The sequence below is a fragment of the Bacteroidota bacterium genome, assembly GCA_039111535.1.
Lineage (GTDB): Bacteria > Bacteroidota > Rhodothermia > Rhodothermales > JAHQVL01 > JBCCIM01.
Genome location: JBCCIM010000190.1, coordinates 1 through 12767, shown reverse-complemented (window position 1 = coordinate 12767; position 12767 = coordinate 1). Strand labels below are relative to the sequence as shown.

The 12767-nt window shown below is 53.0% G+C and carries 9 protein-coding genes; 3 read left to right on the top strand and 6 right to left on the bottom strand.

All coding sequences use genetic code 11. The features are described from left to right. On the bottom strand, nucleotides 1-346 hold a 346-nt coding region (locus AAF564_21805; GenBank protein MEM8488201.1), incomplete at its 3' end, for a glycerol acyltransferase. A gap of 41 nt (nucleotides 347-387) precedes the next feature. Beyond that, nucleotides 388-1635 carry an SGNH/GDSL hydrolase family protein gene (locus tag AAF564_21800; GenBank protein ID MEM8488200.1) on the bottom strand — a complete coding sequence of 416 codons (1248 nt, stop codon included), beginning with the start codon at nucleotides 1633-1635 and terminating at the stop codon, nucleotides 388-390. An 83-nt stretch (nucleotides 1636-1718) separates the two neighbouring features. On the opposite strand from AAF564_21800, the gene AAF564_21795 reads away from it, so the two are divergent. Continuing rightward, nucleotides 1719-3461 carry an arylsulfatase gene (locus AAF564_21795; GenBank protein MEM8488199.1) on the top strand — a complete coding sequence of 581 codons (1743 nt, stop codon included), beginning with the start codon at nucleotides 1719-1721 and terminating at the stop codon, nucleotides 3459-3461. On the opposite strand, the gene AAF564_21790 is transcribed toward AAF564_21795, so the two are convergent. Continuing rightward, nucleotides 3448-4131, bottom strand: coding sequence for a hypothetical protein (locus tag AAF564_21790; GenBank protein ID MEM8488198.1), 684 nt, complete (start codon nucleotides 4129-4131; stop codon nucleotides 3448-3450). The genes AAF564_21795 and AAF564_21790 overlap by 14 nt on opposite strands. Nucleotides 4132-4543: 412 nt before the next feature. Then, on the bottom strand, nucleotides 4544-5314 hold the full coding sequence (locus AAF564_21785; protein MEM8488197.1) for a LytTR family DNA-binding domain-containing protein: 771 nt from the start codon (nucleotides 5312-5314) through the stop codon (nucleotides 4544-4546). 203 nt (nucleotides 5315-5517) lie between these two features. On the opposite strand from AAF564_21785, the gene AAF564_21780 reads away from it, so the two are divergent. Continuing rightward, the gene (locus AAF564_21780) at nucleotides 5518-5646 is read left to right on the top strand and encodes a hypothetical protein (GenBank protein ID MEM8488196.1); all 129 of its coding nucleotides are present in this window, start codon (nucleotides 5518-5520) and stop codon (nucleotides 5644-5646) included. Nucleotides 5647-5651: 5 nt separating this feature from the next. Here the strand turns inward: AAF564_21780 and AAF564_21775 are convergent, their stop codons facing one another. Both AAF564_21775 and AAF564_21770 read right to left on the bottom strand, forming a co-directional pair. Continuing rightward, nucleotides 5652-6104 (bottom strand): GatB/YqeY domain-containing protein, encoded by a 453-nt coding sequence (locus AAF564_21775; protein ID MEM8488195.1) that lies wholly within the window; start codon nucleotides 6102-6104, stop codon nucleotides 5652-5654. 270 nt (nucleotides 6105-6374) lie between these two features. Beyond that, nucleotides 6375-9566 carry a PVC-type heme-binding CxxCH protein gene (locus AAF564_21770; protein ID MEM8488194.1) on the bottom strand — a complete coding sequence of 1064 codons (3192 nt, stop codon included), beginning with the start codon at nucleotides 9564-9566 and terminating at the stop codon, nucleotides 6375-6377. Nucleotides 9567-9806: 240 nt separating this feature from the next. Here AAF564_21770 and AAF564_21765 point away from each other — a divergent pair, with 240 nt between their 5' ends. After that, nucleotides 9807-12359, top strand: a complete 2553-nt coding sequence (locus tag AAF564_21765) for a T9SS type A sorting domain-containing protein (GenBank protein ID MEM8488193.1) — start codon at nucleotides 9807-9809, stop codon at nucleotides 12357-12359. Nucleotides 12360-12767 lie beyond the last annotated feature (408 nt).

Genomic DNA, 12767 nt, shown 5'->3' with positions numbered 1-12767 from the left:
CGCTGTTGGTGAGGATCTGGAAGTTGGCGCGCATGCGCGAAGCAAGGTGGCAAATGGTCAGGCCGTCGAGGACGCCAAAAGGATGGTTGGCAATGACAACAAGGGGGCCTTCTTTAGGGATTTGACTGAAAGCGTCTGGGGCGTAGTCGAGCGATACGGAAAGGACGTTAAGGGAATCTTGCCAAAAAGACTCAGGCGCAAAACTATCATCCAGCCTGAGGGCACGATACATTTTTTCCAGTCGGGGCTGACCCGTCAGGCGTTCAATCAGTCGGATGATGGCGCGTTTCCAACGGGGGTCTGTTGGTGCTGCGTAAGAGATTCGGGGCTCAAATAACTGCGCCATATCTCATGAAGTTTTATGACCTGATACAACCGCCATGTTACCTAATCTGCAACCACCCGAATGGACACCTCTTGCGGGATACGCAGCCGGCCTATTTCGTTCTCAACTTCTCCAATCAACGGATCGAGCAACTGCAGCTCCCGCGCATTTTGTCCCTGTTCGTATTCCCTGAATCCTACCAGGTACGTTTCGTTTTGCGGGCGATATTGGTGGAAGTAGGTTCGGTTCTTTTTGACAATAAGTGCCTGGAGTTCCGTTGCCTGTTTGCCGAGTGGTGTAGCAATGGGTATTGCGTTAGCAAGTTCAGCCGCGGTAGCAGAACCCGCTTTGTTGTTGTTGACCCAGACGCTGTAGCGGCCGCGGCGGAGTCCTGTAATCTGGAGCGGCTGCATCCCTTCTGTAGCAGGATTGAGTGCCGGCAGGGTTGAGAGGGCCACGGTAAACGATACCTCTTTTTTTGATGCCTGAACCCCGGTTATAGCAGTGGTGTGCCCGCCATCATCCAGGTTCACAGAGAGCAAGGGGGTCTCAGGTGTGCCCGTAAGTTGTGCTTGCAGGGCACGTCCCGCCAGATGATACCCCAAAGCATTAAGATGTATGCCGTTTTGGGAAATGTGTACAGATGGGTCGTCTGCCTGGGGCAATAGGGCCTTGAAGAGGTCTACAAAGGTATAATTACGCGCTGTAGCAACGGACTCGATAGCCGCGGCTACGCGTGCGAGTTGTGCATTGTACTGATCTACGCTTGGAGCCGGCGACCTTTCGGCTTCTTGTGGGGCCGGTGTCAGGAGGACTACACGCGCTGGCAATGCATCTAGCGTATCCAGCAATGAAGCGAGCTCAGTATTGAACTGATCAAGGGCCGCGTCGGACTCAAAAGCCAAATGCGCGCCATAGCCTACAAAGGCAACCGTCGCATTGGTGCTTTTGATTTGCTCGATCAGGTGTTCGTAAGGTGTCGGCGGATTCGTGAAATGGTCGCGTGAGATGCCGGCCGGCGTATCGCCCGACCATCCCAGGTTTCTAAATGTTACCCGCCGATTTGGCCACGTAGTGGTAAGCGCGTATTCAAAGGCGCCGTGGTCGAGGTCGTTTTCAAAGAGTCCGTCACCGATAAATACCACGCGATCTCCATCTTCTAGTCCAAAATCGCTGGGCTGTGCATGGACATTGAGTAACAGTGTGAAACACAGGAAGCAGCATGAAAGGAAGCGCATGGTGCCTGGGAGCAATTGATTGGTAGCACGAACGAGGGCAAAATACGGGTTGCTTCGATTAATCGTAAACATTTATTGATGGGAATGTCTGAAATCAGCATATTGACACTGAATTGCTTGTTTTACTTCAGTTTTACCACCATCCCCCCGCACCGATGAACACACCCTGGACCAGCCGCACGTGTTGCTTTCTGCTTATTTGTCTCGGTTTTGCAAACTTGCATTGCCAGCCGGCATCCGAAGAGGTCAAACCACCGAATGTTATTCTGATTATTACAGATGACCAGGGATATGGCGATGTTGGGGCGCATGGCAATACGATGATTCAAACGCCTAATCTCGACAAATTATGGAGCGAGAGTGTTCGGCTCACAAATTTCCACGTGGACCCTACCTGTTCACCCACGCGGGCTGCGTTGATGACTGGCCGGTATTCAACGCGCACCGGTGTATGGCATACCATCATGGGCCGCTCACTGATGGCACCGGGCGAGCAAACCATTGCCGAAATCTTTCAAACCAATGGATACCACACGGGAATGGTTGGCAAATGGCATCTGGGAGACAACTACCCACTCCGGCCGCAAGACCAGGGATTTCAGGAAGTGGTCTGGCATAAAGGCGGCGGCGTAGGCCAGGGGCCCGACTACTGGGGTAACGATTACTTCGACGATACGTATTGGCGTGGCGATATTCCGGAAGCCTTTGAGGGCTATTGCACAGATATCTGGTTCAACGAAGCTGCTGCGTTTATCGAAAACAATCAGGACAAGCCTTTTTTCCTGTACTTGTCGACCAATGCACCCCACGGTCCGTTTTTGGTAGATGAGAAGTATTCCGCGCCATATACCGATCAGGGCGTGCCGGCACCGATGGATGCCTTTTACGGCATGATTACGAATATCGACGACAACCTCGGCCGGCTGCGGGCGCAACTCGAAGCGCTAGATCTGGCCGAAAATACCTTGTTGATTTATATGGTAGATAACGGGACCGCTGCCGGTGTCTCGCGGGATGAAGCTGCAACATGGCAAGGATATAATGCTGGCATGCGCGGTACAAAAGCTTCTGAATATGATGGGGGGCACAGGGTGCCATTCTACGTATACTGGCCCGCGAAAGGGCTTGATGACGGACGCGATGTGGACCAGTTGGCCGCACACATCGACGTACTTCCAACCCTGGTAGAAGCCCTGGACTTGCAAAAGCCGCGGGCGGCGCCTATCGATGGTACATCGTTGCTGCAAGCCATCGAAGGAGATACCGAAGTGTTGCGTGACCGCACCGTGCTTGTGCATTCACAGCGCATCGAGTATCCCGAAAAATGGCGTAAATCATCGGTTATGACCGACCGGTGGCGCCTGGTCAATCAGCATGAATTGTATGACATCAAAGCTGATCCCGGTCAGGAAAACGATGTGGCAGCTGCCAACGAAGCCGTTGTTGCTGAACTTCAGGCAGCTTATGAAGCATGGTGGACCGACCTGTCACCGGTGTTTGACGATTATGTGCGGATAACGATAGGGAGCCGTGTAGAAAATCCTGTTGCCTTGATGAGCCATGACTGGCACTCAAACAATGAGGCGGTGCCGTGGCACCAGCGCCATGTGACGGCTGGCCTTGCGAGCAATGGCTTTTGGGCCCTGGACGTAGAGCAGGCCGGCACCTACCAGATTGGCCTGTACCGATGGCCCAAAGCAGAAGACAGCGCCATGGAGGCTACGCAGGCTCGCATTACAGTCGGCGAACAGGAAGCAACCATGGCATTGTCTCCCGAAGATGCGGGGGCTGTTTTTGAAGTAGAACTGCCGGCCGGCCCCACACAATTACAATCCTGGCTGACAAGTGCCGCCGGTGATACGTATGGCGCCTTCTTTGTCGAAATCACGCGGCTTTAGGTTGCTCGGCTCGCTTGACCTGTTTGAATCGTTTGTGGACGAGCGGCATAAGGGCCATTGTCAGCAAGGTGGGTAGCAACCATGGGATAATGGCCAGCCAGCCCGTCAACACGTGCGAGAGCAGGGTGTTGCCGCCAAAGGCAAAGAAGGCGGTGTAGGCAGCAGCGCCACTAAAGAGCATGCCCTGGTAGTGTTCGCGTAACCAGTTCGTTTTGGTGGATCGTAGAAACTGCCTTACATCCGCGCCTCCAGCAAACAGCCCAAGGAAGCCAAATCCCAGCAGCAAGCCGCTGTTGAGGTACCACCATCCTGCAAACATACCAAGGCTTGTGATGAGCAAGGTGATGGCCAATGCCAACTGCAGTTTGCGGAAGGCTGTATTCGACTTTTTGGCTTTTAGTACCTGTATGCCGCTCAGCAGGGGGATGGCTGTAAGGATGCCCAGGAAGAACAGTGCCAGGCCGGCCTGGTATCCCCCGATTGAAAAGCGCACAACGCTGAGGATGAGTGCTGAAATCACCACGATGTACATGGTGTAGGTATAGGCACGCCCAAAGCGTATGTGCAGGGTTCGGCCTTTGGTTGTGAGAAGGGGCGCCCAGAATAAAACAAGGCTAATTACGCCGGCTGTGATATGGGTGGCAAGGATTATCTGAGATATCGACATCATCGTAAAGGACTGGTTGAAGTAACATGATGTCCTCTCGATATGGCCTCAAACCCTACTGGTTGCACTAAAAAAGGCGTTTTGGGATGAAATGCAGTTCCGCGGGATGAATTGCAGATTGTTGAATTACAAACCTCCTCGCTCAACGGCTTCCTGGATCTTCTACAAGTGCATCAATCATGCGGATTAAGGTTCTAAACGCCCGCCAATTTTTTTTGTGCTTTCGTATTTTTGTACTCCCGTCTTAAGCTACCGCGGTACATGCGCATTTCCCCTTTTTCGCAAAGAATATCTGAGGAAAACGTCTGGCTGGCTGTTAACACTTAAATACATAACTCTGCATTCGGCACTCGAAAATCGGCATTAAATTCAGCTCTTAATTCGCAAGCGTGGCTATGCCAGTTCGCAACAGTGGCTAAGCCAGATTGAGGGCTTGTTCGATAGCCGGCATGTACGATGCAGAGACAGGCACCGTTTCCGACGTGTGCCTGAGTGACAGGTCCATACTGCGGGCCAGTTTTTTTCTATGCAGTATCTGTTGCGTGTTCACCAGGAAGGAGCGGTGACAGCGGATAACGGGTGTGTTGGTTAATTGGCCGGCAAGGGTCTTGAGTGAGGTGCGGAGCAGGAGGGGTTGTTCATTGCTGGTTGTATAGATGAGCACGTAATTGCGCTCTGCAGTAACATAGAGCAACGTATTTAAGGGCACGGTGAGGGTTTCCCTGTTGCTGTCATCGTGGAAGGTCAATAGCTGGTTAGATGCAGGTGCGGGGGCCTGATCACGTTTACGGTAGTAAACCAATATGAAGAGTGTTGGAAAGAGCGCAATGAGTGCCACCTGCCACAATAGAGAAAGGAATTCTTGCCAGTCGAAATACTGCTGCGCCACTGTGTGGTAAAGGGCGTTGCTCAGGATGATAATGCTTAGTGTAATGGCAAGCCGTATCTGGAGTTTTGAAAGGCTTGGCCATTGTTTGATGGCTCGACGGAGCAACACGTCTATGCTGAGGACCAGCGCAGCATTAAAGGGGGCAAAACCAAGAATAAACCAGAAGACTGGATCGCGCCATCCGCCATGCTCCAGGCCAAACGGGCGAAAGAGCAGCAGAAAGACCGCAACAAAGCACCCAATGCCGGCAGCTTGCCAGAATCGATCGCGGTTTTTTATGCTGGACGCTGGGGCCATATTTAAGCAATTGGTGAATAATTGCAATTTAACAGATGAGGGGCATTGACACACAAACGCCCAATTCGTTGCACCTGTTTTTGTGCCGAAATTAGTGCCCTAATCTTTTGCCCCAATCGGCCATTTGCGCTGTGCAAAAATAGTCCGGTTCTATTATTTTGACGGCCCGATAGATTTACATGAATCTATCCCCGAGGTGCAGTATGCATGCACCCCGACATATGGCGAGGTGTGCAGCGGTGCTCTCGGAAGACAGGAAGACACCGCTGCCGCTGTGCACCTTTGCCATGCCTTCGGGCAATTTTGTTGAGCCTTCGGGCAGTTTTGTTTAGCCGGCCTATTCCAGCGAAGCCTCAACAGCCTGGCGGACCATGTTGCCGTCCGCCTTGCCTTTGAGCTCTTTCATCAGCATGCCCATCAGCCGGCCCATCTGTGACTTATCTGTCACACCCAGCGCTGCTTTCTTCTCCTCAACTACCTTTCGGATGTCTTCGGCTGACATCTGCTCAGGCAGGAATTCTTCCAGGATCGCAAGTTCGACAGTCTCTTTTTCTGCCAGCTCAGGCCGATCGCCTTTGGTGAACTGGGTAATAGACTCACGCCGCTGCTTGGCAAGGCGCGTGAGCACTGTGGTCGCTTCTTCGTCTTTTAGCATATCCTGTGGGGTACGCTTGGAAGCTACCAGTTCGTTTACAAAGGCTGTTTTGACGCCCCGAAGGACCTCTAGTCTGACTTTATCTCTTGCCCGCATGGCATCTTTAATGCCGGACAGAATCTGCTCCTGAATCATGCTTCTCTTTCCCTTCTAGTAGATTTTAATGTACGCAGACTCTTATTAACCCCACGATCCTGGAGGTTCCGAGGGGAATGCCGAGTATAGAATATTGGAGGCTTCTTCTCAACGTCATCCTGGGCCCAGCGAAGAATCTGGCGAGGCAGCAGCGAGAGGACTACCGCAACACTTCCCTTACGTCATCCTGAGCCGCGCGAAGGATGACGGGGAAAGGAAGATGGCGACATCTTGTGTCTCACTTTCGGGGTGCACTACATTCCTTCAACCTTATTCCCCAATCGGGTGCTGCTCGAGTAGCTCGGCCGGCGTATAGTAGCCTTTCTTGTCCGCTGTAGCAGCCCGTACTTGCGCTACCTTTTCGGGTGTGATGACAGATGCCTCATTACCGAAAGCATTGCGCACGTACGTGAGCACCGCAGCCATTTCTTCGTCGTTAAGCATGCCGCCAAAAGGCGTCATGGGCACCTGGCCGCTGTAGGTTTTACCCATCAACTCGAGTGGGCCCTGTAAACCATTTAGCGAGACTTTGATAAGCAGCTCTTCGCTGCCGGTAACCCACGGACTTTGCGCAAGCGGTGGGAACTGCGAAGCTGAAAGGCCTTCGCCGCCGGATTGATGGCAGGTGCCGCAGTAGCCATCGCGCTCGTAAATCTTCATGCCGGCAATGAACATGTCGCGTTCTTCTCCTTCAAGCCGGGTTTCGATCATGTCGTTTTGCCGCTCAACAACCGACTGATCATTCAGGTGTGCCAGCGCCGTTTCATGTGCATTGACAATCCAGTCATCCAGCCGATCTGATTCAGCCATGGTTGCAGCGTCTCCCGTCGCGGGGGCCGTGGCCGCTGCTTCTACAATGGCCAGTCCCGTTTCTTTATCTAACCAGGAAGCTGCCGCAATGGCTTCGAGCCGTACGCGTCCGTGTTCGTCCTGGGCCGCTTGCATGAGCAAGTCTGCCTGGTTATCCACCTGATGTCCTGCATAGCGCAACACCCGGGTAGCAGCCGCGCGTGCCCGGAAGTCTTCTGCTTGCATGAGGTTGGTGAGCAAGCTGCTGTCAACTTCGTTGAGTCCCCAGGTAACCCAGAGGGCTTCCAGAAGCTGGTGTTCATAGCCCGGGTCGTTGGTATCCAGGTTTTCAACCCAGGTCGCAAGGCTGGCCAGGACTTCTTCGGGATTTCTGGCCCGCAATTCACGCCGGGTCCGGTACCGCGTCCTGAATTCTGGCAGTTTCAGGTTTTCGAGCAGTTCTTCGATGGTGGCATCAACAACTTTCGCCGGCTCAACTAGCGGGCGCGATGGGTAGGTAATTCTGTAAATCCGCCCATGGACATGATCGCGGAACGGATCCCGCGCATTGTGCTGCATGTGGCCGATTAGCACGTTGTGCCAGTCAACCAGATACAACGAGCCGTCTGGCGCAAACTCCATGTCTACCGGCCGGAAGTTTTTGTCATCAGAAACCACCAGGTCAAGGCTGTGTGTGCTTCTGTAGCCCGTGCCATCATCCACCATTTTGTGGAATTTGGTGCCGAGGAAGCCAATGGTGTTGTTGATGATCATGTCGCCCTGAACTTCATCAGGGAAGTGCCGGCTCGACACAAACTCAAGGCCTGACGTCGGACGAACCCGATGGGCGTCTTCGATCAGGTTGACCGATTTATGTGTGGCATTGCCGTAGCGGGGCTCGATAGAACCGGGGAGCATCCAGCGCACATCTGGGCCAGAGGTCTCTGCAAAGAAATTCTGTCCCCACCGGTCGAACGCGATGCCCCAGGGATTGGGGATCGCCAACTGGGCTGTCCGTTCGAGGTGGTGCCGTTGTGGCGCGTAGCGGATAAATCCGCCATTCGTTGCCCGAACGGGGCCGTAAGAGGTTTCCACGTTGGTGTGCAGAAATACGCCTTCTCCCATGTACATGGCGCCCGAAGGATCAGCTGCAAAAGCGCTGATCACGTGGTGCGTATCGTGGTCATCGAAGCCGCTGAGGATGATCTCCGATTTGTCTGCCCGGTCGTCGCCATCGGTGTCTGAAAGCAGAACAAGGTTGGTGCCCTGTGAAACGTAGACGCCTTCAGGGGCAAACTCGATGCCTACCGGGATGTGGAGGCCATCTGCAAAAGTCGTCTGTTTGTCCGCTTTGAAATCACCATCGGTGTCTTCGAGAATGATGATTTTGTCGTTGGGTTTAGGATCGCCGGGTTTCCAGTGTGGATAGGTCGGCATGGTTGCCACCCAGAGCCGGCCCTGGTTGTCAAACGACAGCTGCACAGGGTTTGCGAGGTCCTCAAATTCGCGTTCAGAAGCAAATAGCTCAATTTTGTATCCAGGCGCCATGGTTAGCTTGGCGAGGGCATCGTCTCCATAGAGATAGGTTGGGTCCCCGTTTTTCTCGCTTGGCGCATAGTTGGTCTCTACCGGCGGCAATATTGAAGTTTGTGCGTCAGCAGCAGCAAGGTCGAATGTTTTCCCTTGCGCTGCATGCCAGATGGCGGTATCGCGCGCAGCCGTCATTTCGCGGATTTTGGTCAGCTCGTATGGGTAGTTGTCAGGGCCAAACGGGTTGTAGCGCCGGCCAAATACGTGTACGCCGTTCGGGATTTTGAAATCGTTGTGCCAGAACCAGTTCTTTTCGAGCACAGCTTCCAAGACCTGGTCGCGGTTTCCTTCAGCCGGCGCGGCAGTTTTGCCGTAAATGGTGTCGACGAGGAACGTGGAAAAACGGGCGTAGCCGGCGTCGTTGAGCTGTGAGCCATCAATGGTCAGGGCTTCTTTTGTACCCTTGAACCACTTGCTGGAGGGTTTGAACGCATCGACAAACGGTACATTGTTGTCGGATGCCACATCGCGCATGGCTTCGGTATAGAGGGCAAGGTTGGCGTTTGCTGCTTTGCCATCAGGTACATCTTTCAGATGGGAGATGTCCTGAAACGCAATCGGGGAGACCAGCACGAGTTTTGGTGCCGAGACGCCATTGTATTGCTGGGCAAGGGTGTGTTTGACAAAAGCATCAAGTTCAGCTTTGTAGTTCTCGACGCCTGCGGGGCCTTCAAACGACTCGTTGAAGCCAAAAAAGGCCAGGATAACATCAGCCTCGTGCCGAGTAAGCCATTCATCCGGATATTCAAGATGTCCGACGCTGCCAGACCGGGTAGCCAACTCGGTTTGGAATGCTTCAGCACCTTCAAAGGCCCAGGGCGTGTCGCGGCCAGAATGCGGACGAAATCCCGGTGTATTGCCGCCATCCCCCATATTGCGGATGTATAGCAGGCTATCCGGATACCGCACATGCATTTCCGTCTCAAAGTGTCCATAATTCATCATCCGAGACGGCAGATTGTTGCCTACGAGGAAGATGCGATCCCCCTCATTAACAGATAAATGTGGCGTTTCGGGCGTGCACTGTGCCACAAGGAGTATTAACACGGCAAGCGCGGCAAATCGAGGGAAAGCCTTGAACATGCTATTAACGGGCTAGAAGGTGGGTGTAGATTTTATTAGGTGGAATAATGGATAATATAAAATTCTCCCGTCAGGCTCCAATCAGATGCGCCCCAGACGCTATGGGGATCATCCCAAAAGATCCGGGCGCGAGGTGCAAAGTTTCGAGTATGTATACGGATGAGCAGGACTGGACTGTGTCCTTGCGCCCATTCGCTCAGCTTTGGCCCCCCTTTCTGTTTATGCATGTAGTACAGGTAAATGGATAGGAATTCGCTTCCCTTTAGAACAACGTCACGTGCCAGGTTTGCTTCGGTCTATGTAGCGTTGCTGCTGGCTTGCTGGAGTTTTCCCGAGCGTGTTGTTGCGCAGTTTAGCAATGAAATTGTAATCAGTACCCAGGCTGAAGGCGCTTCGCAGGTGTATGCCGCGGATATCGACAACGACGGCGATCTGGATGTGCTCTCTGCTTCGCTGCTCGACAATAAAATTGCGTGGTATGAGAATACCAATGGTGCTGCGACTTTTGGGGTACAGCGCGTAATATCCCTGGATGCGCTCAAAGTAAGTGCACTACACATTGCAGATCTGGATAACGATGGCAACCTGGATGTGTTATCCGCATCTCGGGATGACAACAAGGTGGCGTGGTACCCAAACCTGGGCGCCGGCGTTTTTGGTGCGCAACAGGTGATTTCAACGGAGGCGTTTGTGGCGCAATCGGTCTACACAGCGGACCTGGATGGAGATGGCGACCTGGATGTGTTGTCGGCTTCGCGCGATGACAACAAAATTGCGTGGTATGAGCATACCAACGGACAGGGTGCTTTTGGCCCGCAGCAGGTGATTTCTACAACAGCGCTGTGGGCAAACAGGGTGATTGCGCAAGACATTGATGGGGATGGAGATCTGGACGTAGTCTCAGCTTCTGAGCAGGATGACAAGCTCGCGTGGTATCCAAACACAAATGGCGCCGGCGTCTTTGGTGACGAACAAATCATTACCCAGGATGCAGATGCCGTGCGGGACATGCGCGTGGCAGATCTGGACAGTGACGGCGATTTTGATATTTTAGCCGCTTCTTCTGCTGACGACCGCGTGGTTTGGTATCCCAATACAGACGGGCTCGGCACGTTTGGTGCTGCGCTTGTGATCAATGCTTCAGCTGACTTTGCCCACGCCGTTTATGCCGCAGACCTGGATGACGATGGGGATCTGGACGTGCTTTCGGGCTCAGTCAACGACTCCAAAATAGCCTGGTACGAAAACACAAACGGGCAGGGCAGCTTTGGGCCGCAACAATTGGTGAGTACGGCTTCAGCCGGCCCGGTTTCGATTGTCGCAGCCAATGTAGACGGCGATGGAGACGTTGATATCCTGGTGGCTTCTACCTTCGACAATAAAATTGCATGGTATGAAAGTTTTGCCGGCAAGGGCCTGGTACGTTTTGGCGTAACGCGGTTTATTGGCAATACTACAGAATCGCTGGCCCCCCACGCTGTAGCAGGTGCTGATATTGATGGTGATGGATATGCAGACGTTTTGTCCGCTTCTTACAATGACAGCAAAATTGCCTGGTATCCCAATGTGCATGGCAGACTTGGCCAGCAGCGCACCATATCGCTGGGTGCTGCGGGCGCGCGTGATGTGCATGCCGCTGATATAGATGGGGACGGGGATCAGGATGTACTCTCTGCATCTGGCAGCGACAATGCCATCCGGTGGTATGAAAATTTCAATGGTGCCGGCAGTTTCGACATTACACACGATATCTCCACCAATGCCAACAGCGCGTACGCAGTATACGCAGCCGACCTGGATGGCGATGGCGACATGGATGTACTCTCTGCCTCTTCATCAGACGACAAAATAGCCTGGTACCAGAACGATGACGGTAACGGTACCTTTGGATCGCAGCTGATTGTCACCAAAGCTGCAAAAGGCGCCACTGATGTCGTTGCTGCTGATATCGATGGGGATGGTGACCAGGATATCGTTTCTGCGTCCACTTTCGACGACAAAATAGCCTGGTATGAAAATACCGACGGGCAGGGTACCTTCGGTGCGCAACAAGTCATTTCGACGGACGCCGATTTGGCTATCGCTGTGCACGTGGTAGACCTGGATGGAGATGGTGACCTGGACGTGTTGTCTGCGTCCAGTGGCGACAACAAAATAGCCTGGTATAAAAACCTGGATGGTCAGGGTTCGTTTGGGAGCCAGGCCATCATTTCGCTTCAGGTGGCCCGTGCTTTCTCGGTTTATGCAGCGGATCTCGACAGCGATGGAGATCAGGATGTTATCGCCGGCGCACGCGATGGCAACAAGGTAGTTTGGTTCGAAAACCAGGAGGGTACCCTGTTTAGCGGAGAACGCATTATTGCCAGCGGCACCATGGGGGTGCGTTCTGTTACTGCGTTTGATTTGGACAGGGATGGCGATGACGACGTGTTTTCCGCATCGCAGGACGACAACATCGTGGCGTGGTACGAAAACCTGAGCTTTGTATCCAATGTGCTTTCTACAGAAGATGCCGAGCAGCCCGGAGTTGGCTATGCGCTTAGTGGATTCTATCCCAACCCTTTTGCGCAGCAAACGCAATTGGAAATAGCCATTGCCCGATCACAGGTGGTAGAAGCTGTTGTGTACGATATCCAGGGGCGTACCGTTGCAACGCTATATCAGGGGATGATGCTGGCAGATCAGCCATACCGGCTACGCTTTATACAAGAGAATTTGCCGGCCGGCCTGTACATGCTGCGGGTGCAAGGTGCGCAATTTGTTGCTACACGAAAAGTGATGCTGGTACGTTAAGCTTGCACATCTAAGGAACGAGGGTAGCTACGATTTGGGATTCGCTAAATGAGGACTATCCATGATAGAAAGTATCCATTTTCTGCTACTTTCTTATGTGCGCGTATCGGTGAACGTTACAATTCCTCAGTAGCTTGTCCGAAGCATTGCTGGACTGGAAAAGGATGTTCTTCTCTCTTTTCGATTTCGTGAAAGCCCGGACGCAGCGAAATAACGACCGTTTTGGGTGCACGAAAGAAGTGGATGCCTATTTTGAGGCTGAAAACTTTGCCAATGCGGCCACAAAGGAGTGGCCGTTCAATTTATTATGCCTTTTCTGCCATTTAGATTAATACTGAGCTAGAGATAGGAGTCAAATTTATTAATTTCCGCTGTCATGATGACCTACCACCCATAACTCACCTAGGT

Bases quoted from the DNA above. Each gene is read 5' to 3' on its own strand.
- AAF564_21790 (MEM8488198.1), bottom strand. From the start codon at position 4,131: ATGATGTCGATATCTCAGATAATCCTTGCCACCCATATCACAGCCGGC.
- AAF564_21800 (MEM8488200.1), bottom strand. From the start codon at position 1,635: ATGTTTACGATTAATCGAAGCAACCCGTATTTTGCCCTCGTTCGTGCT.
- AAF564_21765 (MEM8488193.1), top strand. From the start codon at position 9,807: ATGGATAGGAATTCGCTTCCCTTTAGAACAACGTCACGTGCCAGGTTT.
- AAF564_21770 (MEM8488194.1), bottom strand. From the start codon at position 9,566: ATGTTCAAGGCTTTCCCTCGATTTGCCGCGCTTGCCGTGTTAATACTC.
- AAF564_21795 (MEM8488199.1), top strand. From the start codon at position 1,719: ATGAACACACCCTGGACCAGCCGCACGTGTTGCTTTCTGCTTATTTGT.
- AAF564_21785 (MEM8488197.1), bottom strand. From the start codon at position 5,314: ATGGCCCCAGCGTCCAGCATAAAAAACCGCGATCGATTCTGGCAAGCT.
- AAF564_21780 (MEM8488196.1), top strand. From the start codon at position 5,518: ATGCATGCACCCCGACATATGGCGAGGTGTGCAGCGGTGCTCTCGGAA.
- AAF564_21775 (MEM8488195.1), bottom strand. From the start codon at position 6,104: ATGATTCAGGAGCAGATTCTGTCCGGCATTAAAGATGCCATGCGGGCA.